At 63.3% G+C, this 25352-nt stretch carries 24 protein-coding genes; 13 read left to right on the top strand and 11 right to left on the bottom strand.

All coding sequences use genetic code 11. The features are described 5' to 3' along the window. Positions 1 to 192: 192 nt before the first annotated feature. Together ROSMUCSMR3_RS03605 and tkt are read right to left on the bottom strand one after the other, a co-directional pair. Positions 193 to 1446: a DNA polymerase IV gene (locus ROSMUCSMR3_RS03605; RefSeq protein WP_081506482.1), complete on the bottom strand. Its 1254-nt coding sequence runs from the start codon at positions 1444 to 1446 to the stop codon at positions 193 to 195. Between the two features lie 209 nt (positions 1447 to 1655). Beyond that, entirely contained in the window at positions 1656 to 3671 is a 2016-nt protein-coding gene (gene tkt, locus ROSMUCSMR3_RS03600) for a transketolase (RefSeq protein ID WP_081506481.1), read from the bottom strand. Positions 3672 to 3884: 213 nt separating this feature from the next. Between tkt and ROSMUCSMR3_RS03595 the strand changes: the two genes are divergently transcribed. Genes ROSMUCSMR3_RS03595 through ROSMUCSMR3_RS03585 form a run of 3 tightly spaced genes read left to right on the top strand, consistent with a single transcriptional unit; the run spans position 3885 to position 5212 of the window. Then, positions 3885 to 4400, top strand: a complete 516-nt coding sequence (locus tag ROSMUCSMR3_RS03595) for a hypothetical protein (protein WP_081506480.1) — start codon at positions 3885 to 3887, stop codon at positions 4398 to 4400. Beyond that, positions 4393 to 4788: a cell division protein ZapA gene (locus ROSMUCSMR3_RS03590; RefSeq protein WP_008282414.1), complete on the top strand. Its 396-nt coding sequence runs from the start codon at positions 4393 to 4395 to the stop codon at positions 4786 to 4788. Before ROSMUCSMR3_RS03595 ends, ROSMUCSMR3_RS03590 begins: the two co-directional genes overlap by 8 nt. Before the next feature lie 19 nt (positions 4789 to 4807). Then, on the top strand, positions 4808 to 5212 hold the full coding sequence (locus tag ROSMUCSMR3_RS03585) for a DUF1499 domain-containing protein (protein ID WP_081506479.1): 405 nt from the start codon (positions 4808 to 4810) through the stop codon (positions 5210 to 5212). Here ROSMUCSMR3_RS03585 and ROSMUCSMR3_RS03580 read toward each other — a convergent pair. Then, positions 5144 to 5431: a hypothetical protein gene (locus ROSMUCSMR3_RS03580; protein WP_081506478.1), complete on the bottom strand. Its 288-nt coding sequence runs from the start codon at positions 5429 to 5431 to the stop codon at positions 5144 to 5146. The genes ROSMUCSMR3_RS03585 and ROSMUCSMR3_RS03580 overlap by 69 nt on opposite strands. Positions 5432 to 5497: 66 nt before the next feature. On the opposite strand from ROSMUCSMR3_RS03580, the gene prfA reads away from it, so the two are divergent. The 6 genes from prfA to ROSMUCSMR3_RS03550 all read left to right on the top strand — a co-directional run bounded on the left by prfA (position 5498) and on the right by ROSMUCSMR3_RS03550 (position 11881). After that, positions 5498 to 6544 (top strand): peptide chain release factor 1, encoded by a 1047-nt coding sequence (gene prfA, locus ROSMUCSMR3_RS03575; RefSeq protein ID WP_081506477.1) that lies wholly within the window; start codon positions 5498 to 5500, stop codon positions 6542 to 6544. Next, complete coding sequence (gene prmC / locus ROSMUCSMR3_RS03570; protein ID WP_081506476.1) at positions 6541 to 7398, top strand: peptide chain release factor N(5)-glutamine methyltransferase; 858 nt, start codon at positions 6541 to 6543, stop codon at positions 7396 to 7398. The genes prfA and prmC overlap by 4 nt, the downstream gene beginning before the upstream one ends. Before the next feature lie 206 nt (positions 7399 to 7604). Next, positions 7605 to 8354, top strand: coding sequence for a DUF4167 domain-containing protein (locus ROSMUCSMR3_RS03565; RefSeq protein ID WP_081508542.1), 750 nt, complete (start codon positions 7605 to 7607; stop codon positions 8352 to 8354). Between the two features lie 112 nt (positions 8355 to 8466). Beyond that, complete coding sequence (locus ROSMUCSMR3_RS03560) at positions 8467 to 9210, top strand: RNA methyltransferase (RefSeq protein WP_008282408.1); 744 nt, start codon at positions 8467 to 8469, stop codon at positions 9208 to 9210. A 56-nt stretch (positions 9211 to 9266) separates the two neighbouring features. Further along, on the top strand, positions 9267 to 10409 hold the full coding sequence (ctaA, locus tag ROSMUCSMR3_RS03555; RefSeq protein ID WP_081506475.1) for a heme A synthase: 1143 nt from the start codon (positions 9267 to 9269) through the stop codon (positions 10407 to 10409). A 2-nt stretch (positions 10410 to 10411) separates the two neighbouring features. After that, on the top strand, positions 10412 to 11881 hold the full coding sequence (locus tag ROSMUCSMR3_RS03550; RefSeq protein ID WP_081506474.1) for a carboxypeptidase M32: 1470 nt from the start codon (positions 10412 to 10414) through the stop codon (positions 11879 to 11881). A 3-nt stretch (positions 11882 to 11884) separates the two neighbouring features. Here the strand turns inward: ROSMUCSMR3_RS03550 and ROSMUCSMR3_RS03545 are convergent, their stop codons facing one another. From ROSMUCSMR3_RS03545 to ROSMUCSMR3_RS03535, 3 genes are all read right to left on the bottom strand, one after another. Then, complete coding sequence (locus tag ROSMUCSMR3_RS03545) at positions 11885 to 13789, bottom strand: polysaccharide biosynthesis protein (RefSeq protein WP_420541226.1); 1905 nt, start codon at positions 13787 to 13789, stop codon at positions 11885 to 11887. Between the two features lie 142 nt (positions 13790 to 13931). Next, positions 13932 to 14567 (bottom strand): sugar transferase, encoded by a 636-nt coding sequence (locus tag ROSMUCSMR3_RS03540; RefSeq protein WP_081506472.1) that lies wholly within the window; start codon positions 14565 to 14567, stop codon positions 13932 to 13934. Continuing rightward, a complete protein-coding gene (locus ROSMUCSMR3_RS03535; RefSeq protein ID WP_081506471.1) occupies positions 14564 to 15412 on the bottom strand; it encodes an NAD-dependent epimerase/dehydratase family protein in 849 nt (282 codons plus the stop codon). Before ROSMUCSMR3_RS03535 ends, ROSMUCSMR3_RS03540 begins: the two co-directional genes overlap by 4 nt. A gap of 180 nt (positions 15413 to 15592) precedes the next feature. Here ROSMUCSMR3_RS03535 and ROSMUCSMR3_RS03530 point away from each other — a divergent pair, with 180 nt between their 5' ends. Continuing rightward, positions 15593 to 16630 carry a polysaccharide biosynthesis/export family protein gene (locus ROSMUCSMR3_RS03530; protein WP_232279239.1) on the top strand — a complete coding sequence of 346 codons (1038 nt, stop codon included), beginning with the start codon at positions 15593 to 15595 and terminating at the stop codon, positions 16628 to 16630. Positions 16631 to 16714: 84 nt separating this feature from the next. On the opposite strand, the gene ROSMUCSMR3_RS03525 is transcribed toward ROSMUCSMR3_RS03530, so the two are convergent. From ROSMUCSMR3_RS03525 to gyrA, 3 genes are all read right to left on the bottom strand, one after another. Then, entirely contained in the window at positions 16715 to 17065 is a 351-nt protein-coding gene (locus tag ROSMUCSMR3_RS03525) for a DUF6614 family protein (RefSeq protein WP_081506470.1), read from the bottom strand. Between the two features lie 80 nt (positions 17066 to 17145). Further along, positions 17146 to 17724, bottom strand: a complete 579-nt coding sequence (locus ROSMUCSMR3_RS03520; RefSeq protein WP_081506469.1) for a hypothetical protein — start codon at positions 17722 to 17724, stop codon at positions 17146 to 17148. A 136-nt stretch (positions 17725 to 17860) separates the two neighbouring features. After that, a complete protein-coding gene (gene gyrA, locus ROSMUCSMR3_RS03515) occupies positions 17861 to 20560 on the bottom strand; it encodes a DNA gyrase subunit A (protein ID WP_081508541.1) in 2700 nt (899 codons plus the stop codon). Positions 20561 to 20781: 221 nt separating this feature from the next. On the opposite strand from gyrA, the gene ROSMUCSMR3_RS03510 reads away from it, so the two are divergent. Beyond that, positions 20782 to 21051, top strand: coding sequence for an usg protein (locus ROSMUCSMR3_RS03510; RefSeq protein WP_008282397.1), 270 nt, complete (start codon positions 20782 to 20784; stop codon positions 21049 to 21051). Positions 21052 to 21137: 86 nt separating this feature from the next. After that, positions 21138 to 22955, top strand: a complete 1818-nt coding sequence (locus tag ROSMUCSMR3_RS03505) for an SLC13 family permease (RefSeq protein WP_081506468.1) — start codon at positions 21138 to 21140, stop codon at positions 22953 to 22955. A 43-nt stretch (positions 22956 to 22998) separates the two neighbouring features. Here ROSMUCSMR3_RS03505 and ROSMUCSMR3_RS03500 read toward each other — a convergent pair whose 3' ends face one another. Both ROSMUCSMR3_RS03500 and hemB read right to left on the bottom strand, forming a co-directional pair. Further along, a complete protein-coding gene (locus ROSMUCSMR3_RS03500; RefSeq protein ID WP_008282395.1) occupies positions 22999 to 23559 on the bottom strand; it encodes a YSC84-related protein in 561 nt (186 codons plus the stop codon). Positions 23560 to 23689: 130 nt separating this feature from the next. Continuing rightward, positions 23690 to 24691, bottom strand: coding sequence for a porphobilinogen synthase (hemB, locus tag ROSMUCSMR3_RS03495; RefSeq protein WP_081506467.1), 1002 nt, complete (start codon positions 24689 to 24691; stop codon positions 23690 to 23692). Positions 24692 to 24813: 122 nt separating this feature from the next. Between hemB and ROSMUCSMR3_RS03490 the strand changes: the two genes are divergently transcribed. Beyond that, positions 24814 to 25341, top strand: coding sequence for a component of SufBCD complex (locus ROSMUCSMR3_RS03490; protein WP_087148859.1), 528 nt, complete (start codon positions 24814 to 24816; stop codon positions 25339 to 25341). The last annotated feature ends 11 nt before the right edge of the window (positions 25342 to 25352 follow it).

Genomic DNA, 25352 nt, shown 5'->3' with positions numbered 1-25352 from the left:
AATCAAGGGCGAAGCCCGCCGCGCGGATCGCTGGGCCGTCCGGCGGCCTAGCGATTATGAGAGCAAGCGAAACACTGTTAAGTCTTACGGACTTGGCTGGCATTAAGTGGAAGCCACGGATGGTGTTTCGCTAGTCCCTGGCCCAGCGACCGCGCGGCTAATGCGCGTATCGCAAGCATCGGCACCCGCCGCCTATCGCAACGCCCGCCCTTTGACGATTGCATCTGGGCCGAATTTGGCGCGGATGGCATCGGTGGCGCGTTCGGCCCCGGCGCGGCGGGTGGCTTGGGGATCGAGCAAGTCGCCGGAGCGGTCGGCGGCGGTCTCTTCCACGAGGTCTGACAGCCCGACGCCGATGAGCCGATAGGCGGCCCCGTCGGGCACCTGATCCATCAGCGCGCGGGCGGTACGATAGAGTGTATCGGCAAGTTGCGTCGCGTCACGCAGGGCATGGCGGCGGGTGAGAAGCGTGTGATCGGCCCGCTTGAGTTTGAGCGTGACGACGCGGCCCGCGAGGGCGCGGGCCTTGGCGCGGTCGGCCACCTTTTCCGCCAGCCGCCAGATATGGCCATCAAGCAGGTCGCGGTCGCGCGTGTCCTCGTAAAAGGTTGTCTCGTTCGAGATGGATTTGACCGGCGCATTGGCCGAGACGCGGCGGCGGTCCTGCCCGCGCGCCAGATGCCAGAGCCGGTCGCCCATCGAGCCAAAGCGTGCGTGCAGATCGCGGCGGTCCCATCGCAGGAGATCGGCAAAGCTGCGGATGCCTGCGTCATTCAGCGCCTTGAGGGTTGATTGGCCCACGCCCCAGATCAGGCTGACGGGGCGGTCACGCAGGAAATCGGCGGTCTCGCCTGCGCCGATCACGGCAAAGCCATGCGGTTTGTCGAGGTCCGAGGCGATTTTGGCCAGAAACTTGTTATGGCTGAGGCCGATGGACCCGGTCAGGCCCAACTCGTCGCGCATCCGTTTGATAAGCTGGGCCAGCACGACGGCGGGCGGTGCGCCATGCAATTGCGCGGTGCCGGTGAGATCGAGAAACGCCTCGTCAAGCGAGAGCGGTTCCACGGCGGGGGTGAGATCGAGCATCATGGCGCGGATGGCGCGCGAGACCTCGGCATAGACCTGCATGCGGGGTTTGATCACCACCGCCTCGGGGCAGAGTTTGAGCGCCTGAAACATCGGCATGGCAGAGCGCACGCCTTTGATGCGGGCGATATAGCAGGCGGTCGAGACCACGCCGCGCCGCCCGCCGCCGATGATGAGCGGCTTGTCGGCAAGATCCGGGTTGTCGCGTTTTTCGACGGAGGCGTAGAAGGCATCGCAATCCATATGGGCGATGGAGAGGTCGAAAAGCTCGGGATGGGCCACGATGCGGGGGCTGCCGCAAGCGGGGCAGCGGCGGGCGGTGTCGAATCGGGTCAGGCAATCGCGGCAGAGGCTGGGCATGATGCGGGAGTGTAGGGGCTGTGCGCGGGGGCGCGCAAGTTGGGGGATGTGGTGGAAGAGGTGCGCGGGACGGCCCAGCGATCCGCGCGGCGGCGCGTGCCGCGCCTTGTTCCGCGCGGGGCTCAGGGACAGCGCTGTATCTCGTTGCCAAAAGAGAAAGCCCGGATGCTGGGCATCCGGGCTTCGTCGTTGGGTTCGATCCCCTCGGCTCAGAGCAGGGATTTGACCTTGTCCGCCACGGCCTCGGCGGTGATGCCGAATTCCTTGTAGAGTGTGGGGGCAGGGGCGGATGCCCCGAAATCATGCATGCCGACAAAGCCGCCCTTTTCGCGGCGGCCGCGCTCGCCGTAGAGCCAGCGGTCCCAGCCAAAGCGGATCGCGGCCTCAATGGCGACGCGCACCGGGCCTGCGGGCAGGACGCGGCGGCGATAGCTGTCGTCTTGTTCCTCGAAGAGTTCCCAGCAGGGCATGGAGACCACGCGCGTGCCGATGCCTTCGGCTTCCAAGAGGTCGCGCGCCTTCATGGCAATCTCGACCTCTGATCCGGTGGCCATCAGGATCGCCTGACGCTTGCCCGTTGCATCGGCCAGCACATAGGCACCTTGGGCGGTCAGGTTCTTGGCCTTGTGCTCGCGGCGCAGGGTCGGCAGGCCTTGGCGGGTGAGCGAGAGAACCGAGGGCGTTTCCTTGGACGTGAGCGCCAGTTCCCACGCTTCGGCGGTCTCGACCGTATCGCAGGGGCGGAAGACCCAGGTGTTGGGGGTGGCGCGGCTGATCGCCAGATGCTCAACGGGCTGGTGGGTCGGGCCATCCTCGCCCAGACCGATGCTGTCATGGGTCATGACGAACACGGTGGGGATTTTCATCAGCGCGGCCAGACGCATGGCGGGGCGGGCGTAATCGGTAAAGCACATGAAGGTGCCGCCATAGGGGCGGATGCCGCCATGCAGCGCCATGCCGTTCATCGCGGCGGCCATGCCATGTTCGCGGATGCCCCAGTGGATGTAGCGGCCCTTGCGGTTGTCCACGTCGAACACGGACATATCGCCCGAGCGGGTGTTGTTGGACCCCGAGAGATCGGCAGAGCCGCCGACGGTTTCCTGAAGGATCGGGTTCACGACCTCGAGCACCATTTCAGAGCTTTGACGGGTGGCCACTTTGGGGGCCTCGGCGCTGATCTGTTTTTTCAGGGCGCGGATGCGCGCGCCCAGTTTCACCGGCATGTCGCGGTTGAAGATGCGCGCAATCTCGGCCTGACGCGCGGGCGAGGTGTCTGCCAGACGCTTGGCCCATGCGGCATAGGTGGTGGCCCCACGGTGGCCGATGGCCTCCCATGCGGATTTGACATCAGAGGGGATCTCAAAGGGGCCATAGGGCCAGCCATAGGCCTCTTTGGCGGCGGCAAGCTGGTCTGGGTTGGTCAGCGCGCCATGACCCTTGGAGGTGTCCTGCGCGGCGTGACCAAGGGCGATATGGGTTTTGCAGGCGATCATCGTAGGCTCTGCGGTGGTCTTGGCCTCGGTCAAGGCTGCGTCAATCGCCGCCGGGTCATGCCCGTCGATTTCCAGCACATGCCAGCCGGAGGCGCGGAAACGCGCGACCTGATCAGTGCGGTCGGCAAGATCGACGGTGCCGTCGATGGTGATGTTGTTGTTGTCCCACAGCACGATGAGGCGCGACAGTTGGTGCCGACCGGCAAGGCCGATGGCCTCTTGGCTGACACCCTCCATGAGGCAGCCGTCACCGGCGATGACATAGGTATAGTGATCCATCAGCTTCGCGCCAAAGCGGGCGCGCAGCATTTCTTCGGCCATGGCAAAGCCCACGGCGTTGGAAATGCCCTGACCGAGCGGGCCGGTCGTGGTCTCGATGCCGGTGGCGTGGCCATATTCGGGATGGCCTGCGGTTTTTGCCCCCCATTGGCGGAAATTGCGGATTTCGTCGAGCGTCATATCGGCATAGCCGGTCAGATGCAGCAGGGAATAGAGCAACATCGAGCCATGCCCCGCCGAGAGGATAAAGCGGTCGCGGTCGGGCCAATTGGGATTGGTGGGGTCGAATTTCAGGTGCTTTTCATAGAGCACGGTTGCGACATCGGCCATGCCCATCGGCATGCCGGAATGGCCGGAATTGGCGGCGGCAACGGCGTCGAGGGTCAGCGCGCGGATGGCGGTGGCCTTTTTCCAATGATCGGGGTTGGCGGAGCGGAGGGCGGCGATGTCCACGGGGCGTGCATCCTTTGAATGGGGCGGTGTCTGACGGGTCTATCTGGGCGTTGAATACCAGCCCGGTCCAGAAGTTCAAGCACGAGGCGGTGCAAGCGGTGCATTGAGCGGGTTTGGGGGCGCATTTCGCCGATCCTTTCATTAGACTTGATCAAAACCCGCCCGGTGTGCGATTCGTGGGGCACGCGGGCAAGCAAGCGAGGACCCTCGAGGATGAGCCAGATAAACGAGTTACAGGCACGGATCACGGCGGCGCTGGACCGCATCGCGCAGGGGCTGGAGGGGCGGCCCGTGGCTGCGCCAAGTGCCGCGCCGGACGCGGGAGCAGATCCTGAAGAGCTGGCCCGGTTGCGCGAGCAGCTTGGCGAGGAGCAACTGGCCAATGCGCAGTTGCAAGAGCGCATCAAGGTGCTGCATGCCAAGCTAGAGGCGGCGGAAGGCGCGCGGTCTGAGAGCCTGCGCAAGCTTGATGCGGATCTGCAAGCGCTGCGCAAGGCCAATCAACAGCTGCGCGACAACAATCAGACGCTGCGCGAGGCGCAGGTGGCGGGCGTGTCTGAGCCGCATCTGATCAACAAGGCGATGATGGCCGAGTTGGAGGGGCTGCGCGCCGCGCGGGGTGCGGATCGGGGCGAGGTTGAGGCGGTGCTGGCGGCCTTGGGGCAGGTGATAGCCGAGGCGGAACCGGCGGCGGCGCAGAACGAGAAAACGGAGACATCGGATGCCTGAGGTGCAAATCGAGATCGGGGGCCGCAATTTCGAGGTGGCCTGTCAGGCGGGCGAGGAGCATTACCTCTATGCCGCAGCCAAGATGCTGGATGAGGAGGCCGCCGTGTTGGCGGCGCAGATCGGGCGTATTCCTGAGCCGCGTATGTTGCTCATGGCGGGTCTGATGCTGGCCGACAAGACCGCAGGTTTGCAGGACAAGCTGCGCGAGGCCGAGGACCGGTTGGCGGAGAAAGAGGCGGAGCTGGACCAGATGCGCACGGCGCCCGCGCCCGAGGCGCAGCGGATCGAGGTGCCGGTGGTGCCCAATGAGGTGGTCGAGACTTTGGCCGAGATCGCCGCGCGGGCCGAGGCACTGGCCGAGACCGTGGATGGGGCGCGGGCCGGGTGAGGCTGGCTGAGGGGGTGCGATGAAGCTCGTCTTTGGTCTGGTGCTTTTGGCGCTGGTCGCGGGCGCGGCCTATGTGCGGCTTGCGCCGACCGATCCAAAGCACTGGCACGGGATGCCGCAGAGCGTTTCCCCCGGTGATCTGGACGGCGGGGCCGTGCGGGTGGTCAGCGGCGATTTGGCGGCGCTTGATGCAATCATCCGCGCCACGCCGCGCACCCAAGTGTTGGCGGGGGATGTGGCGCAGGGCATGATCACCTATGTCACGCGCTCGCGGGTCTTTGGCTTTCCGGATTATACGACGGTGCGGCAGAGCGGCGCGCAATTGGAGATTTACGGGCGCCTGCGCTTTGGCAAGTCAGATCTGGGCGTCAACGCCGCCCGTATCGACGGCTGGTTGCAGCGATTGGGGCAGGCGGGAGGATAGGCATCCATCCGTGATCTTGCGCCACATCGGCACGTTGAGCGACATCTGGCACTGCGCCATGAACATATTGCCATCCACCTGAAGGCAGATCGTCTCGCCCATCTCGACGCGCGCGCCGCTTTTGTCGGTGCAGTAGCATTCAACCGTTTTGCGCCCGATGGTGGCATCGGCGAGCGCCGGGGTGGCGCAGATCAGAAGAAGAGGTAGGAGCGCTTTCATAGCGTAATTCTAGCACAGGTGACACCTCTTGACCAAGTCACAAGGATGGGACAGAGGATCATTCCCATGATACCCTTGGACAGATTGCAACAGATCGTGGAGCGCTTTGACTATGTCGAGGCGCAGATGATGCAGGGCGGTGGCGATATTGCCCGCCTTGGCCGCGAATATTCCGAATTGCGGCCCGTGGTTGAAGAGATCCGGGCCTATCGTCTGGCCGTCAGCGATCTGGACGGTGCGCGGGCGATGCTGGCCGATCCCGAGATGCGCGATCTGGCGCGCGAAGAGGTGGCGGTGCTGGAGGCGCGGTTGCCCGAGATGGAGCAGCGGTTGCAACTGGCGCTCTTGCCCCGCGACGAGGCGGATGCGCGGCCTGCCATCCTTGAAATCCGGCCCGGCACGGGGGGCGAGGAGGCGGCGCTCTTTGGGGCGGACCTGATGCGGATGTATCAGCGCTATTCCGAGGCGCGCGGCTGGTCCTTTGAGGTGATCGAAGAACAGCAGAGCGAATTGGGCGGTATCCGCGAATTGGTGGTGCGGATTGGCGGTGAGGGCGTTTTTGCCCGGCTCAAGTTCGAATCGGGGGTGCACCGCGTGCAGCGCGTGCCCGAGACCGAGAGCGGCGGGCGTATCCATACCTCTGCCGCGACCGTGGCGGTGCTGCCCGAGGCGGAAGATGTGGATATTCAGATCAACGCCAATGACCTGCGGATCGACACGATGCGGTCGTCTGGTGCGGGTGGGCAGCATGTAAACACCACCGATTCGGCGGTGCGGATCACGCATTTGCCCACTGGCATCGTGGTCACGAGTTCCGAGAAATCGCAGCATCGCAACCGCGAGATCGCGATGCAGGTGTTGAAGACCCGGCTTTACGATTTGGAGCGCAACCGCGTGGACAGCGAACGCTCTGCCAATCGGGCGGCGCAGGTGGGCAGCGGCGATCGGTCAGAGCGGATTCGCACCTATAATTTCCCCCAAGGGCGGATGACCGATCACCGCATCAACCTGACGCTTTACAAGCTGGAGCAGGTTCTTGGCGGTGATCTGGACGAGGTGATCGACGCGCTGACAGCGGATGCACAGGCCAGCCTGCTGGCTGAGATGTCGTGATCCTGCGCGACGCCTTGGTAAGCGCCGTGCGACGGCTGGAGGCCGAGGGGATCGAGGGGGCTGCGGGCGATGCGCGGGCGCTTTTGGCGGGCGCGGTGGGCCTGGCCCGTGACCGTCTGACGCTGCATCTGGGGGAGGATCTGGACGCGGCGGCCTTGGCGCGGTTCGAGGCCATGATTGCCCGGCGGGCGGCGCACGAACCTGTGGCCAAGATCCTTGGGCGGCGGGTGTTCTGGGGGCGGGAATTCGAGGTTACAGCGGATGTTCTTGATCCACGCCCGGAAACGGAATGCCTGATTGCCGAGGTGCTTTCTGGAGCCAAGCCATTGACTTTGCTTGATCTTGGCACGGGTAGTGGAATTCTGGCGGTGACGCTTTTGGCGGAATGGCCGGACGCGCGGGGCGTGGCCACGGATGTGTCCGATGCCGCCCTTGACGTGGCCACGCGCAACGCGGCGCGGCATGGGGTGGCGGGGCGCTTGACGCTGAGCCGTTCGGATTGGTTTGCGCGGGTGGCCGGGGTGTTTGATCTGATCGTGTCGAACCCGCCCTATATCGCGGCGGCGGAAATGGCGGGGTTGATGCCCGAAGTACGCGAGCACGATCCGCGCGGCGCGCTGACCGATGAGGCGGATGGGCTGACCGCCTATCGGGCGATTGCGGCGGGGGCGGGGGCGCATCTGAGCCCCGGTGGGCGTCTGATGGTTGAAATCGGGTGGAAACAGGGGCCGGCGGTGGCCGATCTGCTGTGTGCGGAGGGATTCGACGCGGTGACGATCCGGCCCGATCTGGAAGGGCGCGACCGGGTGGTCTGCGGGGTTTGGCCGGGGACCTCACGCAGAAATGAGCCATAATTGGCGAGATTTGCGGAAATTTTCCGCTTTGCTCTTGTATGGTCGGGCGGCGCGTGCTTATTGGGGAGCAGTCACGACGGAGGATGCCCAATCGGGCGGTCCCGCTTGACACCAAGCCAGAACATGTCCGATCCGGTTTCATTCGGCGCAAGGGGCGCCCATCGGGTCAAGCGAACATTTTGAGCATCAGGGCTGGACAGCACCATATGAGATCATCGAAGTCACGTCAGCGGAACAAGCCGAACCGCAATCGAACCGTCGGGAACGTTGTCAATCGCGTGTTTGACAGCTCCGGCCCAGAGGGCAAGGTGCGCGGCACACCGCAGCAGATCATTGAGAAATACAACCAGTTGGCGCGCGATGCGCAATTGGCGGGTGACCGGGTTGCGACCGAGAATTTCCAGCAGCATGCAGAACATTACCTGCGCCTGCTGAGCGAGGCGCAGAAGGAACAGGACGCGCGGCGCGAGGAGCAAGAGCGCTTCAACCGTGATCGTCAACAGGATCGCGACCGCGACCGCCCCGAGCGGTCAGGTGGGCGTGAGAGCGACGAGGGCGAACAGCCCGTGTCGCAGGACCCCGCAGCCCAAGCGCAGCCCGATGTGATCGGCAGCTATGACGAGCGCGACATCGGTCTGGTCGAGACGCCCGAAAGCAAGCCGCAGCCCGAACCGTCGCGCCGCCGGGCGCATTCGGCGGACCGCGGTCCGCGGCGTGGACAGGATCGCGCAGGCGATGCAGGTGCTGGGGCTGTTGCCCCAGAGCCGCGCGCGGAGGCCTCGGTGCCAGAGGCAAGCGGGACAGATGCCCCCGAGGCCCCGGCGCCCGAGGCTCCGGCCCCAGAGGCTGCCGCCAAGCGCCCGCGCAAGCCACGCGCCAAGCGTGCCCCCAAGGCCGAGGGCAATGGGGCCAATGGCGATGCGGGCGGCGAGGTTGCGACCAAGGCGGCCGAGTGATCCGATCCGGTGCCCCCTTGGGGCGCGGTGCGAGATGAGTATTTGAAGAACGATGAAAGAGGGGGCTTGCCGGTGGCGGGCCCCCTTGCATGACACCGGAGTGAGAGTGCCTATGCCGAGCGACCGACCCCAACCCGCCTTTGTGCTCGTGCGTCCGCAGATGGGCGAGAATATCGGGGCGGCGGCGCGGGCGATGTGGAATTTCGGTCTGGACCGGATGCGGCTTGTTGCGCCGCGCGACGGGTGGCCCAACCCCAAGGCCGATGCCATGGCAAGCGGGGCGGGGCGGCTTTTGGATGAGGCGCTGTTGGTTGCGGATACGGCCGCAGCGGTGGGGGATTGCACCTATGTGCTGGCCACGACGGCGCGGGCGCGGGGGCTGACCAAGCCGGTATTGAGCCCCGAGCGCGCCATGGTGGTGGCGGCGGAAAAAATTGCGGCTGGGGAAAAAGTGGCGGTGCTTTTTGGCCCCGAGCGCGCCGGGTTGGAAAACGACGATATCGCCCGCGCCAATGCGATCATCAACGTGCCGGTGAACCCGGAATTTGCCAGCCTTAATCTGGGGCAATGCGTGCTTTTGATGGCCTATGAATGGCAGCGCGCGGCGGGGCAGGTGGTGCCTGAGCGGGTTGATCTGGCCAAGACCGACTGGGCCGCGCAGGTCGAGGTTGAGGCGCTGGCCGCGCATTATGAGGAGCGGCTGGAGGAGGCCGGTTTTTTCTTTCCCGAGCACAAGGTCGAGAGTATGAAAACCAACCTGCGCAATATGTGGAGCCGGATGCCGATGACGCGCGCCGATGTGCAGACCTTGCACGGTGTGATGCGGCAGATGGTCCGCTGGAAGGCGCGCGGTTGAAGCACGGTGGGCTGCGCCCTAGTGTTGCTTGGTGCCAAGGGAAAAGAGGCTGAGGGATGAGCGGAAAACGCAGCATTTTCGAAGAGGTGGGTCAGGCCGAGGCGGTAAAGCCCGTGCCGCAGGGCGGCATGATCGACGCGGGCCGTCGGGGCGCGCGGGGGGCGATCCGGGTCTGGCTGATGGTGCTTTTTGCGCTGGTTGTTGTGATGATCGCGGTGGGGGGGCTGACGCGGCTGACTGACAGTGGCCTTAGCATCACCGAGTGGAAGCCGGTGACGGGCGCGCTGCCGCCGATGTCTGAGGCGCATTGGATGGAAGAGTTCGACAAGTACCGCGCCATTCCGCAATATGAGTTGGTCAACAAGGGCATGACCCTATCGGAATTCCAATTCATCTATTGGTGGGAATGGGGCCACCGGCAATTGGGCCGGGTGATCGGGCTGGTCTGGGCCTTGGGGTTCTTTGGATTTTTGCTGGCGCGGCAGATCCCGAATGGGTGGAGCGGGCGTTTGCTGCTGTTGGGTGCGCTGGGCGGCACGCAGGGGGCCATTGGCTGGTGGATGGTATCCTCTGGTCTGACGGGCGAGATGGTGGCGGTGGCCTCTTACCGGTTGGCAACGCATCTGGGGCTGGCCTTTGTCATCCTTGGCGTCATCGCGTGGTTCGTCTTTCTGCTTGGGCGCGAGGAGCGCGAGTTGATGCAGGCGCGGCGGGGGCGTGAGGCGAAGCTCTATAGCCTGTCGACGGGGCTGATGCATTTCGTATTCCTGCAAATCCTGCTGGGGGCGCTGGTGGCGGGGATTGATGCCGGGCGCAGCTATACCGATTGGCCGCTGATGGCGGGGGGCTTTTTGCCGCCTGATATGATGGAATTGCAGCCATGGTGGCGGAACCTCTTTGAGAACGCCGGGACGGTGCAGTTCATTCACCGGATGAGCGGCTATCTGTTGCTCGCCTTTGCCGTGGTGGTTTGGTTGCGCGGGCGCAAGAGCGCGCATGAGCGCACGCGGGGCGCGTTCAACGCTGTCTTTGCCGTGCTTCTGTTCCAGATCGCTTTGGGCATCATGACGGTGCTTTATATCGCGCCGTGGCACTTGGCGATTGCGCATCAGTTCGTGGCGGTCATCCTTTGGGTGTTGATCCTGCGGGCGCGGTTCCTGAGCCAGTATCCGCGCGCCACATCCATTCGGGGAACCTGAGCATGAGCGCCTATGACGATCTGATGGCGCGCGAGCGCGAAACGCAGGCGCTGGCGCAGGTGGCCGGGCGGCTGGGCTGGGATCAGGAAACCATGATGCCGCGCGGGGCCGCCGATCAGCGGGCCGAGGAATCAGGTGCGATGCAGGCGGTATTGCATGCGCGGCGGGTGGACCGGGCCCGGGGCGATGTGCTGGCAGAGGCAGAGGGGCAGGCGACCGAGCCTGTGGCGCGGGCGCAGTTGCGCCATATCCGGCGCGATTATGAGCGGGCGGTCAAGGTGCCGGGGGATCTGGCCGTGGCGCTGGCGCGGCTGACAAGCCGGGCGCAGGGGCAATGGGCCGAGGCGCGGGCGGCGGATGACTATGCCGCCTTTGCGCCCGTGCTGGCCGAGGTGGTGCGGCTCAAGCGCGAGGAAGCGGCGGCGTTGTCGGCGGGCGGCACGCTTTATGATGCGCTGCTCGAGGATTACGAGCCGGGGATGAGCGCGGCCAAGCTTGATGCGATGTTTGCCGAGATGCGACCCCGGTTGGTGGCGCTGCGCGGCGCGGCGCTGGCGGTGGAATGGCCTAGGCTGGAAGGGCGGTTTGACCGCGACGGGCAATTGGCGCTGTCGCAGGATCTGGCGCAGGTGTTTGGCTATGATCTAAGCCGGGGGCGGCTGGATCTGGCGGTGCATCCGTTCAGTTCGGGCAGTGGCGATGATGTGCGCATCACCACGCGGGTGAGCGAGGCGGACCCGTTCAACTGTTTTTATTCCACCATCCACGAGGTGGGGCATGCCTGCTATGAGCAGGGCATTGATCCGGCCTATCGCCTGACACCTCTTGGGCAGGGTGTGTCGATGGGGGTGCATGAAAGCCAGAGCCGGATTTATGAGAACCAATTGGGGCGCAGCCGGGCGTTTTGTGGCTGGCTTTACGGGCGGATGCGCGATGGGTTCGGCGATTTTGGCATTGCCGATGAAGAGACATTCTATCGCGCCGTGAACCGGGTGCATCGAGGCTATATCCGGACCGAGGCAGATGAGGTGCAATACAATCTGCATGTCATGTTGCGCTATGATCTGGAGCGGGCCTTGATCGCGGGGGATCTGAGCGTGGCCGATCTTGAGGCGGCGTGGAATGACCGCTTTGCCGCCGATTTCGGATATGCGGTGGATCGCGCGTCGAATGGCGTGTTGCAGGATGTGCATTGGTCGGTGGGGCTGTTTGGTTATTTCCCGACCTATAGCCTTGGTAACCTTTATGCCGGGTGTCTTTTTGAGGCGTTGCAGGCCGCGGTGCCGGGCCTCGACGCGCAATTGGCGAGGGGTGAGTTGGCTGAAGCGACGGTGTGGTTGCGCGGCGCGGTGCAGCGGCATGGCGGGCTATTCGAGCCGACAGAGGTGATTGCGCGGGCCTGTGGCGCGGCCCCGACGGCGGGGCCGCTTCTGGATTATCTCGACCGGAAGTTTGGCGATTTGGCGGGCTGAGGCCTATTGATTGACCGTGGCGTCGGGGCGGTCTTCGATCTGTTCGATCCATTGCGCCAACACGCTGCGCAAGAGGGCGACATCGCGGGTCTCGATCGCTTCGGACAGGGATTTCAGCGCCTTGGCAAGTTCGATTTCCGACAGATGCCCCTCTTGGGCGCGCAAGATCTTGGGGTGGGGTGTGGTCAGCATGTCAGAGCCGATCAGCAGTTCCTCGTAGAGCTTTTCGCCGGGGCGCAGGCCGGTGATCTCGATCTCGATGTCGCCATCGGGGTTGTCGGCATCGCACACGGTCAGGCCGGAGCCTTCGATCATCTTGCGGGCCACATCGCGCACGGCGATGGGTTTACCCATGTCGAGCACGAAGACATCACCGCCTCGGGCAAAAGAGCCGGCCAAGAGCACGAGGCGCGCGGCCTCTGGGATGGTCATGAAATAGCGGGTGACATCGGCATGGGTCAGCGTGACCGGCCCACCGCGCGCGATCTGTTCGGCAAAAAGCGGGATGACAGAGCCGGACGAGCCCAGCACATTGCCAAACCGAACCATGGAAAAGCGTGTGGTGCTGGTGCGGGTGGCGAGATCCTGCACGATCATTTCGGCAAAGCGCTTGGATGCGCCCATCACACTGACCGGGCGCACAGCCTTGTCGGTTGAGACGAGGATGAAGCGTTCAACGCCTGCGTCCCGCGCTGCCTGTGCCACGGTGCGCGTGCCGATGACGTTGTTGCGCATCCCCTCGATGGCGTTTGATTCGACCATGGGCACATGTTTATAGGCGGCGGCGTGCAGCACGATTTCCACCTTGCGCGATTGCATGAGCACGTTGACGAGGGATTTTTCGCAGACTGAGCCAAGAACGGGGGAAATCCGCATCAAAGGTGCAAGGCTGCGCAATTCGCGCTCGATTTCGAACAGGGCGTGTTCGGCGTGGTCAAGAAGGATGAGATGCGCAGGCTCATAGGCGATAAGTTGGCGGCACAGTTCTGAGCCGATAGAGCCGCCTGCGCCGGTGACAAGGATGCAGCGCCCTTTGTAGCTGTCGCGCGACCCCGGCAGTTTGTCGGCCAGACCGTCACGACCAAGAAGCTCGTTCAGATCGACCGGGCGGCTTTGATAGAGGCTATGGGCGTCGTTCGAGATCAGATCGGCAAAGGAGGGCAGGGCGTGCACCTCGACCCCATGTTCGGCAATGCGCCGCGTCAGCAGGGTGCGTTTGGCGGGCGGGGCGCTGGGCATGGCGAGGATCACGCGCTGAATGTCATAGCGTTTGACCAGTTCGGGCAAATCCTCGGATTTGTGCACTTTGAGCCCGGCGATGGTCAGGGATTGCAGGCGCGGTTCGTCATCCACAAAGGCCATGGGCAACACGGCATCATCGGTGGCAAGGGCCGTGGCCAGCTGTTGGCCAGTCTGGCCAGCGCCATAGATCAGCACGCGCAGGCGCCGGTTGCCGTTGCGGTAGATTCGAAGAAGCGCGATGCGCAGCGCCAGTCGAGAGGTGACGGACAGGATAAGAAACATCATGCCACAGACGATATAGACCGTGGCGGGGGGGGTGACGTCTGGGTCTAAGGCGGAAAACGCAAGCCCGCTGGCGGTGATGGCCAGCGCCACCCAGCCAGAGCTGAGCATGCCCTGCATTTCGTAGGATTTCAGCTTGACCTTGTGCAGGCCGAAATAGGTGGCGAGCGCGGCTGCGATGCACATCATCGCAAAGAGATCGTTGGAGGCGGCGCTGAGATTGCTCGACAGGGCAGAGGGCCCCAGAAACAGAACCATAGAAAAAACGTAAGACAGCACGACAATCAGCATGTCTAGCGTCAGGAAAAACGCCTGTTTCTGGCCCTGTTTCAGTGAGGTGACGGTTTTGTACAGCACGGCACGATCCCCTGATATCAAGCACATTGAAATCAAACTGTTTGTAGGCATTCACGGCGGCTTAAGGAATGCCGATTCATCGCGATTTGAAAAGAGATGCGCTGCTTCTGAGCAAGTTTTAGCCGATTGGATCAAAAAATGTGCAAAAGATGTTGGGTGGCTCTTGGGGTCAGCCCCGCTTAACGCGGTAGCTTCGCCGTCGTGAGAACACACGAATCACAGTCTGGTAAATCAGTCGGATATCGTAACAAAGGCTTTGGTGGCGGGCCCAGATCAGGTCGAGCCGGGCCTTGCGCGGGATGCAGCGGGTGACATAGGTGCTCTCGCCGCTTTCGTGGCAGCTGCAGGCCAAGAGCAGCTTTTCTTCGGTGCGGTGATAGACAAGAGTGGCGAGCCCCGTGACGCCGGGGCGTTTTTCAAGCACGCGGGCGTAGATTTCGGGGCAGCTTTCGACATAGCACCGCAGCGGCGGGCGGGGGCCGACAAAGCTCATGTCGCCGCGCAAGACGTTGAGCAATTGCGGCAGTTCATCGAGACGGGTGGCGCGCAGGCGGCGGCCAAGTGGGGTTACGCGGTGCTGTTTATAGCCGCTGGAGACGCCTGCATCGTTTTCCACCACGCGCATCGTGCGGAATTTCCAGAGGCAAAACGCGGTGTCGGGCGTTTTCATCCGTTCCGAGAGGTAGAACACGGGCCGTCCGTCGCAGACCGCAATGAGAAAAGCGATCACAAGCATGACCGGTGACAGCAGCACGATCAACAGCAGGGCTAATCCCACGTCAAAGGCCCGTTTAGCCGGATTCATGCTGCCATCTCCAAGCTGTGCCAATCGTCGATCATCGCGCGTGCTGTGTCTTTCAGATACAGAAAGGGAAGCAAACCGGCAAGAGAGCTGCCATCAAGGGTGACGGCCTGCACGGCGTTTTCCGGGGCCTCTTGCCAGATGAGGGGCCGGTCGGCAGCGCGCACAAGGCTTTCCATGGTCACGGGCACTGGCGCGGTCACATTAAGCCGCGCGGGCAAACGGTCTGGCGGAAGCTGAGCCAAGGCGCAGAGCACCTGTGCAAGGTCACCGGGGGCGATATAGCTGCGCAGGGGGCCGGTGCCATCGGCGAAGCGGTCAAGCCGTACAGGGCCCTTGCCCGCGCGCAGGGCCGGGGCGAGGCTGTCGGCCCCCACGACATTGGCCAGTCGCAAGCAGCAATGGCGCGTCTCGTCCGAGGGCAGCGCGCGCACCGCCTCTTCCATTGCCAGCTTGGCATGGCCATAGGCGTTGGCGGGACGGGGGGGCGTATCCTCGGTCAGGGCTGTGCCGGGGCCGTAGACCGCAGCGGAGGAGAGATGCAGCATCCGCCGGGCACCGCAGGCCCGGGCCAAGCTCGCGCCGTGATGCACGAGGGTCACATTGGCGGCAAGATCCTCGGACGTGCCTGAAATTTGGCCCCAAAGGGCTATCACAGTGTCGCAGCGGGGCAGCACGGATGGCAGCGCCTCCCCCGGCGACCACAGGATATCCGCCGGGCAGCGACGCGCCAACCATAGCGGGCGCGGGCCTGCCGGGCCCTGCCAAGCCCTGCGCAGCAGCGTGCCGATGCGGCCGGTAGAACCGGTGATCAGCATGGTTTCATCGTGGCATATTTCGGCCAACATAGGGTGGTGCCTGACGTTCGAGGGCAGATTCCGATTGTCTAGCACGGTCGGACCGGGGTAGGAACCGATGCAATGCCAGAGGGACCGGGGAGTCGGAGAGTGACGCGCAAAATCAGGGTTATCCTCGGAATCATGATGTTTGCCGCGTTGGCGGCATGCAGTCTGCCCCGAGGAGCCGCCTTGCAAAGCGAGGTTCTGGCCGAGAAAGACAACAAGGTGCCGACGTTTCAGGTGGTTGAGGTTACACGCCGGTCGACTCCGGCGTTGGCGCTCTGGCCGGCGTCGGGATGGAAGGGCAGCTATAACTGGCTGTCCGCCAGCCGCGGGCCGGATTCGTCGATCATCCAGACGGGTGACAGGCTGGCTGTGGTGATCTGGGACAATCAGGAAAACTCCTTGCTGGCGAGCGAAGCATCGCGCTCGACGCCGATTGAGGGATTGACGGTCTCGTCTTCGGGCACTGTGTTCATGCCCTATATTGGCGAAGTTGCGCTGCGTGGCATGACCGAGTCGGAGGCGCGCGCCACGTTGCAGACGCGGTTGCTGGAAATCGCGCCATCAGCGCAGGTGCAGTTGACCGTAGAGCCGGGCCGCAACAATGCCGTGGATGTTGTGGGGGGCGTGGCGGCACCGGGGAACTATCCGCTTTTGTCACGCAACACCCGTATTCTGAGTGTCTTGGCCAGTGCGGGCGGTATCGCGCCGACGATGAATAACCCGCTGGTGATTCTGCAACGCGGCGGTCAGGTGTTTGAGACGCGGGCCGAGACGCTCTATGCCGAGCCGGCGCGCAACGCGCTGGTCCAGGGCGGTGATCAGATCGTTGTGACCGAGGATGACCGCACCTTCAACGTGCTGGGGGCCGCTGGCAGCCAGAAGGTGATTCCCTTTGAGGAGGAGCGGATTACGGCGATGGAGGCGGTTTCGGCCATGGGTGGCTTGAGCGCTGCGCGGGCCGATCCCAAGGGTCTTTTGGTGCTGCGCGAGTATGAGCCGCAGCACATCAACCCCGACAAGCCCGGCCCTGAGCTGCGTCAGGTGATTTTCTCGCTGGATTTCACCAATGCGGATGGTCTGTTTGCGGCGCGCCAGTTCCATATCAATCCGGGCGATACGCTGCTGGCCACCGAATCGCCGGTCACGCGCGTCCAGACCATTCTTGGCCTCTTTGGGACGGTGGTTGGCTTTGCCTCGACCGCGAATAACGTCGCGAATTAAGGTGCACGCCTAACACCGGTGCGCAGGCGGGGGACGCTGTCCCCCGGACCCCCTGAGGTATTTCAAGCCAGATGATCGCCTGCGTCAGATAAGGGACATGCGTTCGGCCCCTTCCGCATCCGGGAAGGGGCGGTAGAGCGCAAACTGGGACTGTGCGATCTGGGCATGCACGCGGTCATGCAGCACGGTCGTTGTTTCATCCTGCGCCCCGGTGAGGCGAAAGGCGCGGTCAAGCTGGGCCAGATCCTCAACCTCGATTTCAAGCAGGAAATCACCATAGGCATCGGCGGCAAGATTGAGTTTGCGGCGGCAAAGGCGCCAGCGCCCGATGGTGCCGTGGCTGTGGAGATGCGTAAGCCACGCGTCCAGTGCTGCGGCAAAGGCCAGCGCCTTGGCATCCTGCTTGAGGTCGATCATGCAGCAATAAAGGTTCATTCCCAAGCATCCTGTGCAAGCAGCGGCGTGCCCAGTCTGGAGCGCAATGGTTGAGACAGGGTTAAGCGGCCCCGGTCTCGTCAGATATTCGCAAAGATGTTTTCGGCGTCGTCCTCGTGGGAGGCGGGGCGACGCGACAGGGTGGAGGCGGCGAGGGCGGAGCGGATTTCCTGTTGAACGGGCCGTTTTTGCACAGTCTGAGGCGTGATGCGGCGGGGGTTGATGGCCCGTTGCGCCATGGCGCGGCGTAGGCGTGCGCGGTGAGCGAGGACCGAGGCGCGGCGCAGGGCACCGGGGCCGAGGGTGAGATAGGTCAGCAGCACCGCCGTGGCCAAGGTCAGATCGCGCCAAAAGGCCGAGAGGCTATCGGGGGTGACGATAATGAGGTTTTGCACGAGGCTGGAGCAGAACACCAAGAGGGCGAGGCTTAGCGCGCAGAGGCGGAGCTGCAGCCCGGCCATGAGCGCCGCGCTGAGGCAAAAGAGCAAAGTCGATCCGATCAGGTCTGCCGTCGCATGCGGCAGCAGGGCGGCAAAGAGTGTTGCGGCGTCGAGCCCTGAGACAAGATCGAGCGAGAGCGCAAGGAAATACGAGCCGATCACGATCCGGATCAGGTTGAGGCCGGTCTGGTCCATGCTTGGGCGCAGGGGCGTTGTCATGTGAGAATCCGCTGTGAGGGGGTCGGAAACCAAGTGAGACAAATACAACCATGCCGCGAGGCGACTAGGGTATCATCACTGTAAATCCGGCGAAAATGGGGCCGGAGCGTGATGATACCCTGACGCGCGTCTGGGATCAGCCTTCTGCGGTCTCGTCTTCTTCGGCCTGTTCGGCGATCCAGGCGACCGAGACCACCTCTTCTCCGGCGCCGGTGTTGAACACCTTGACCCCGCCTGCGCTGCGGGAGCGGAAGGAGATGCCCATGACGGGCACGCGGATCGACTGTCCCTTGGAAGTGGCGAGCATGATCTGGTCTTCGAGCGTGACCGGGAAGGAGGCCACGACCGTGCCGCCGCGCATGCCCTTGTCCATCGCCTGCACGCCCATCCCGCCGCGCCCGCGCACGGGGTAATCGTGGCTGGAGCTGAGTTTGCCGGTGCCGCGCGCGGTGATGGTCAGGATCAGATTCTCGGCCGCCTGCATTTCCGCGAATTGTTCCGCGCTGAGCGCGGCGTCGGCATTGCCTTCGTCATCGCTTGTGCCGTCGTCCTCGGCCCCGGCCAATTGGCGGCGCATCTTGAGATAGGCGGCGCGGTCATCGGCGGAGGCGTCGAAATGGCGGATCACGGACATCGACACCACGCGGTCATCGCCGAGCAGGCGGATGCCGCGCACGCCGGTGGATTTGCGGCCCTTGAAGACGCGCACCTCGGTCGTGGGGAAGCGGATGGCGCGGCCTGAATCGGTGACCAGCATCACGTCATCCTCGGGGCCGCAGATGCGCGCGTTGACCAGTTCAACGCCCTCGGGCAGGTCCATCGCGATCTTGCCATTGCGCATGACATTGGTGAAATCCGAGAGCGCGTTGCGCCGCACATCGCCGGCAGAGGTGGCAAAGACGATTTGCAAGTCTTCCCAATCTTCTTCGGGGCGGTCCACGGGCATGATCGCGGCGATGGAAACGCCGGTCGGAATGGGCAGAATGTTGACGATGGCCTTGCCCTTGGAGGTGCGCCCGCCGAGTGGCAAGCGCCATGTCTTGAGCTTGTAGACCATACCGCCGGTGGTGAAGAACAAGAGCTGTGTGTGGGTGTTGGCGACAAAGAGCGTGGTGACCACGTCTTCATCCTTGGTGGCCATGCCCGACAGACCCTTGCCACCGCGCTTTTGTGCGCGGAAATCGGCAAGGGCGGTGCGTTTGATATAGCCGCCACTGGTGACGGTCACGACCATATCCTCGCGCTCGATGAGGTCTTCGTCTTCCATATCGCCGGACCAGTCCACGATCTCGGTGCGGCGGGGGACGGCGAAGAGTTCACGCACTTCGCGCAGCTCGTCGGAAATGATCTGCATGATCCGCTCGCGGCTGGCCAGAATAGCGAGGTATTCCTTGATCTTGCCTGCGAGGTCTTGGAGTTCGTCGGTGACTTCTTTGACGCCCAGTTGTGTGAGGCGTTGCAGGCGCAGATCGAGAATGGCGCGCGCCTGTACTTCGCTCAGGTTATAGGTGCCATCGGCATTGGCCGGGTGGCTGGGATCGTCGATCAGCGCGATATAGGGCAGGATGTCGCCCGCGGGCCAGCGACGTTCCATCAGTTTCTGGCGCGCCTCGGCGGCATCCATGGAGCCGCGGATCGTGGCCACCACCTCATCCACGTTGGACACAGCAACGGCCAGACCGCAGAGCACATGCGCGCGCTCGCGCGCCTTGCGCAGGTCATAGGCTGTACGGCGCGCGACCACCTCTTCGCGGAAGGTGATGAAGAGCGACAGGAACCGGTGCAGCGTCAATTGCTCGGGTTTGCCGCCGTTCAATGCCAGCATGTTGCAGCCGAAATAGGTCTGCATCGGGGTAAAGCGGTAGAGTTGATTGAGCACCACCTCGGCGGTGGCGTCACGTTTCAGTTCGATCACCACGCGCACGCCGTTGCGGTCGGATTCGTCCTGCACATGCGCGATGCCTTCGATCCGCTTGTCACGGGCGGCCTCGGCGATCCGCTCGATCATCGTGGCCTTGTTCACCTGATAGGGGATTTCGTCGATGATGATGGCGTAGCGGTCTTTGCGGATTTCCTCGGTGCGGGTTTTGGCGCGGATGATGACCGAGCCGCGCCCTTCGAGATAGGCCTTGCGCGCGCCGGAGCGGCCCAGCATGAGGCCGCCGGTGGGGAAATCGGGGCCGGGGATATATTGGATCAAATCCTCGCTCTCGAGATCAGGGTTGTCGATCAGCGCCAGCGTGGCATCGACCACCTCGCCCAAGTTATGCGGCGGGATATTGGTGGCCATGCCGACGGCGATCCCGCCCGCGCCATTGACCAGCATATTGGGAAAGCGGGCGGGCAGGACGGTGGGTTCGCGGTCTTTGCCGTCGTAATTGTCCTGAAAATTGACGGTCTCTTTTTCGATATCGGCCAAGAGATAGGCGGCCGGTTTGTCCATCCGCACTTCGGTATAGCGCATGGCGGCGGCGTTATCGCCATCCATCGAGCCGAAATTGCCCTGACCATCGAGCAGGGGCAGGGACATCGAGAAATCCTGCGCCATGCGCACGAGCGCGTCATAGATCGCGCTGTCGCCATGGGGGTGGTATTTGCCCATCACATCGCCCACGGCGCGGGCGGATTTGCGGTAGGGTTTATCGTGGGTATTGCCGCTTTCGTGCATGGCATAAAGGATGCGGCGATGCACGGGTTTGAGGCCATCGCGCAGATCGGGAATCGCGCGGCTGACGATCACGCTCATGGCGTAATCGAGATAGGAGGTTTTCATCTCATGGGTGATCGAGACGGTGGGGCCGCTGTAGGCGGGCCGCTCTGGCGGGGTTTCATCCATGTTTTCAGGGGGTTGAGGCGTATCGCTCACGTTTGGGACCGTCCTGTGATCATTCTCTATATCTTGTTGAAAGGACTATATCAGAGGCAGGATATAGGGTGCAATGGGGCTGGGGAATTGCCTTTGTCAGCCAGCAGCCATGAGTGCTAACATACTGTTTTAATTGAAAAGTAATTTATTTCTGGCACCATGAGTCTGTCAGGCAGTGACAGGAGAGACACATGCAGATGTCTGAGACGGAAATGATGCTCAGGGGATATGGGCTGACGACGGCGGAATTTTTCTATCGAATGCCCGATTATCGCAACGTGCTGAACAGTTATCTGTGGCAGGATTTTGATCTGGCGCCGGACCATCCCAAGCTCTTTGGCTTTATCGAGTTCTGGCAACGCGAGATTGAGGGGCCGTTGCATTCGGTGCGCTTTACCCATCGCAAGCTGATCGCGCCGGGGGAGTGGCGTAACGTCGTAGGTGAATTCACGCTGCACTAGGGCGGGGCGGGACTTTGACGGGTTGAAGCCCCGAAGCTGGCGTGGTCTTTTTCTGGCAGGGCCGGGTGCGCCCGCAGGAGAGGCGCATGACCGCAGCACAGATGATGATCCTTGGCATTCTGGCGCTGACCATGGCGCTGTTTCTCTGGGGGCGGTTGCGGCATGACGTGGTGGCGTTATCCGCCCTTATGGCCTGTGTCGTAACGGGGTTGGTGCCGGGGGCAGAGGCCTTTGCCGGGTTTGGGCATCCGGCGGTGATCACCGTGGCCTGTGTGCTGGTGCTGAGCCAAGGGTTGCAGAATACCGGGGCGGTCGATGCTTTGGCGCGGACGGTGTTGCCGCGCGACGCGGGGCGGCTGGTGAGCATCGGGGCGATCTTGGCGCTGGGTGCGGCGCTGTCGGGGTTCATGAACAATGTGGGAGCGATGGCGCTTTTGATGCCGGTGGCGGTGCAACTGGCCAAGCGGCTTGAGATGCCAGCGGGGCAGGTGCTGATGCCTTTGGCGTTTGGCACCATTTTGGGGGGGATGACGACGCTGGTCGGCACGCCGCCCAATCTTATCGTCTCGGGCTTTCGCGAGGGCGCAGGGCGCGGTGCCTTTGCCATGTTCGATTTCGCGCCGATTGGCGTGGCGGTGGCGGTTGTGGGCGTGCTGGCGATCACGTTTATCGGTTGGCGGATTGTGCCTGCGCGCAAGGCTGCGGGCGCATCAGAGTTTGACGCCGGGGCCTATATGACCGAGGTGCGGGTCGGCGAGAAGAGCAAGGCCATTGGCCTGACACTGCGTGCCTTTGAGCGGGAGGTCGAAAGCTCTGATGCGCAGGTGGTCGCGCTGGTGCGCAATGATGTGCGACTGCTGGCACCGCATGGCGGGCGGCGCATCCGGGGGCATGATGTGCTGGTGCTTGAGGCAGATGTCGAGGCGTTGGCGGAAACGCTGTCGGTGTTTGATCTGACGCTGGAGGAAGACGTCAAACAGGCCAAGGACGCGACACCGGAGGACGCAGAGGAGGAGGCGAGTGAGGAGGCCAAATCCAACGATGAGCGTGACACGGTGCTGCGTGAAGTGGCGGTGCTGCCCGCATCGTCGATTGTCGGTCTGTCGGCCAGCGATCTGCATTTGCGCACGCGCTATGGGCTGAACCTATTGGCGGTGGCACGGGCGGGGCAGGCCCCGCGTGCACGGCTGCGGTCGGTCAAGCTGCGCTCGGGTGATCTGCTTTTGATGCAAGGACCGGCGGAATCGCTGTCGGAATTCATCCATGACACCGGCTGTGTGCCGCTTGGGGCGCGCGATCTGCGCCTGCCAAGCCGTCGGATGGCCATCACGGCGACGGCGATCATGGGTATGGCGATCCTGTTGGTGACGTTTGGGGTGCTGCCAGCGGCGGCGAGTTTTGCGTTGGGCGTGCTGGCCTCGATGCTGTTTCGCACGGTGCCCCCAAGAGAGGTGTACACGGCGATTGATTGGCCGGTGATCGTGCTTTTGGCCGCGCTTATCCCGGTGGCGGGGGCGATGCAGGAAACCGGGGCGGCGGGGGTTCTGGCGGAATTTCTGGTGACAGAGGTGGCGCGCGGGCAGGCGGTTGCGGCGCTGGCCGTGATCCTGATCACCACGATGTTCCTGTCGGATGTGATGAACAATGCCGCGACCGCCGCCGTGATGTGCCCCATCGCGCTGGGCATTGCGGGAACATTGGGGGTGAGCCCGGACAGTTTCCTGATGGCGGTGGCGATCGGGGCCTCTTGCGCCTTTCTCACGCCTATTGGGCATCAGAACAATACGCTGATCCTTGGTCCGGGCGGGTTTCGGTTTGGGGATTACTGGCGGCTTGGGTTGCCGCTAGAGGCTTTGGTGGTGGCGGTTAGCCTGCCGCTCTTGCTGATCTTCTGGCCGCTCTGACGCCGGCACGCCCAAGGGCGCGCGGCGTCAGGGGGAGATGATATCAGGGAATGATGCGGGTGTATTTCATGCCTTCCAGCGACACGCCCGCCAAGGCCCCGGCCTGACCAAAGATCACGGCAATCACCGGGCTGGAGGAGGTGGTTGTCTCGGCGCGCAGGTTCTCGCCCCTGTCGTTGAAGACATATTCCACATCGGCACCTGCTGCCCAACCGGACGAGCGGCGGAATTTCTCGAGCGCATCGGGGGTCATGAAAAAGAGCACATGTGCGAATTGCTGTGCCCCGATCTGAAGCCCAACGCTGCCTTTGGTCGCGGAATAGTAATCGACCGTGACATTGTTGATGCGCAGCGCGCCCCGACCAAAGCCGCCGCCGACGAGAAAGCCCGCCTCGGTCACGACTGGCATGACGAGCATGCCGTTGGCCTTGTCTGCAAGGTCCCGGGTGTTGGGGTAGCGCGAATACATCTGGCTTAGCGTGGCATCGACACGCGCGTCGATGGTGGCCGCGCCGGAACTGCCCACGCCATTGCCACAGGCCGCAAGAAGCGGCGTGCCAGCCATCAGGCCAAGGGTAAAATTGCGTCTTGTCAGAATGCTCATGGGATTGCCTGTCTGTTGCCTCGTTTCGAGCCGGTCTTTTGTCTCATACCGGTCTGCTACTCAGTATAGGGGCAAGGCGGGCTGATGTCACCATGGATTGCGGTCATGGGCGGGATGCTGCGCGCGGGCACTATCCTTTTGCCAATATCCGGGCCACTTCGGGGGCGAAATAGGTCAGCACCCCGTCACAACCGGCGCGTTTAAAGCACATGAGGCTTTCCAGCATGGCGCGCTCGCGGTCGATCCAGCCGTTCTGCGCGGCGGCCATGATCATCGCGTATTCGCCGGACACCTGATAGGCAAAGGTGGGTGCGCCAAAGGTTTCCTTGGCCCGTCGACAAATGTCGAGATAGGGCATGCCGGGTTTGACCATCACCATATCAGCCCCTTCGCTGAGGTCACGCTCGATCAGGCGCAGGGCCTCGTCGGTGTTGGCGGGGTTCATCTGATAGGTTTTCTTGTCGCCCTTGAGCGCGTTCGCCGCGCCCACCGCATCGCGGAACGGGCCATAAAAGGCAGAGGCGTATTTGGCGGCATAGGACATGATCATCACATTGGGATAGCCATGCGCCTCGAGCGCCGTGCGGATCGCGCCCACGCGCCCGTCCATCATGTCGGACGGTCCGATGATATCGACGCCCGCCTCGGCCTGACTGAGCGCCTGTTTGACGAGCGCGGCCACGGTGGAATCGTTGACGATCTCGCCATCCACGACAAAGCCGTCATGGCCGGTGTCCGAATAGGGATCAAGCGCCACGTCGGTCATCACGGTGATGCCCGGCACTGCCGCTTTGATCGCGCGGGTGGCGCGGTTGCTGAGGTTCTCGGGGTTCCAGGCCTCGGCGCAATCGGCGGTGCGGTTTTCCGTCGAGGTATAGGGAAAGAGGCAGATGGCGGGAATGCCAAGGTCAGCGGCCTCTTGTGCGGCTTCGACCACGCGGTCGATGGACCGGCGCATGACACCGGGCATGGAGGGCACCGGCTCTTCTATCCCGTCGCCGTCGCGCACGAAAAGCGGCCAGATCAGATCGCCCGCTGTCAGCGTGTTTTCGGCCACAAGGGCGCGGATGCTGGGCGTGGCGCGGGTGCGGCGCAGGCGGGTGGCGGGAAAGGCGGCTTGGGTCGGGCGCATGGGCGGTCTTTCTGGCTGGATCAACCCTGACTGAGTGGCATGGAAATTCGCGCATCTCAAGGGTAGGAATTGCCGCGCTCCGGCGCTAAGAGAGGCGATGATGCGGCAAGAGGGGCGCGGGCTTGGACTGGTACGATACGGTTTTCGAGTTGATCGACATGCGGTCTTTCAGCAACCTGTGGTTCTGGATTGCGCTGGCGGTGACATGGTCTTCGGCCAGCCACTGGGTTCTGGGGGTGCCATGGGACATGGCCATTCGCGCGCGCAAGGGCCAAAATGCGCAGGCGATGACCGATTTCGAGGATATGGTGCGGATCAATATCAACCGCTTGTTGTATCTGGTGCAGGAATCCGGCCTGTTGATGGCGGGGATTACGGCGTTCTTGATGACCACGCTGGTGTTGCTGGGATTTGTCTATGACAGCGAATTCGCTCAGGCGCTGTTTTTGCTGGGCTTTCCGCTGTTGCTGGTTTGGGGGTTGTCGATCCGGCTGGCGCAGCGCATCGCATCGCGCGGGTGGACGGGTGTTGCCTTGATCAAGCGGGTGCAGACGCATCGTCTGGTGATTCAGGTGATCGGTATGCTGTCGATTTTCGTGACTGCGATGTGGGGCATGTACCAGAACATGAACGCCAATATTCTGGGATGACATGCGCAGTT

The organism is Roseovarius mucosus, assembly GCF_002080415.1.
GTDB classification, from domain to species: Bacteria; Pseudomonadota; Alphaproteobacteria; order Rhodobacterales; family Rhodobacteraceae; genus Roseovarius; species Roseovarius mucosus_A.
This window is presented reverse-complemented; position numbering and strand designations above follow the sequence as displayed.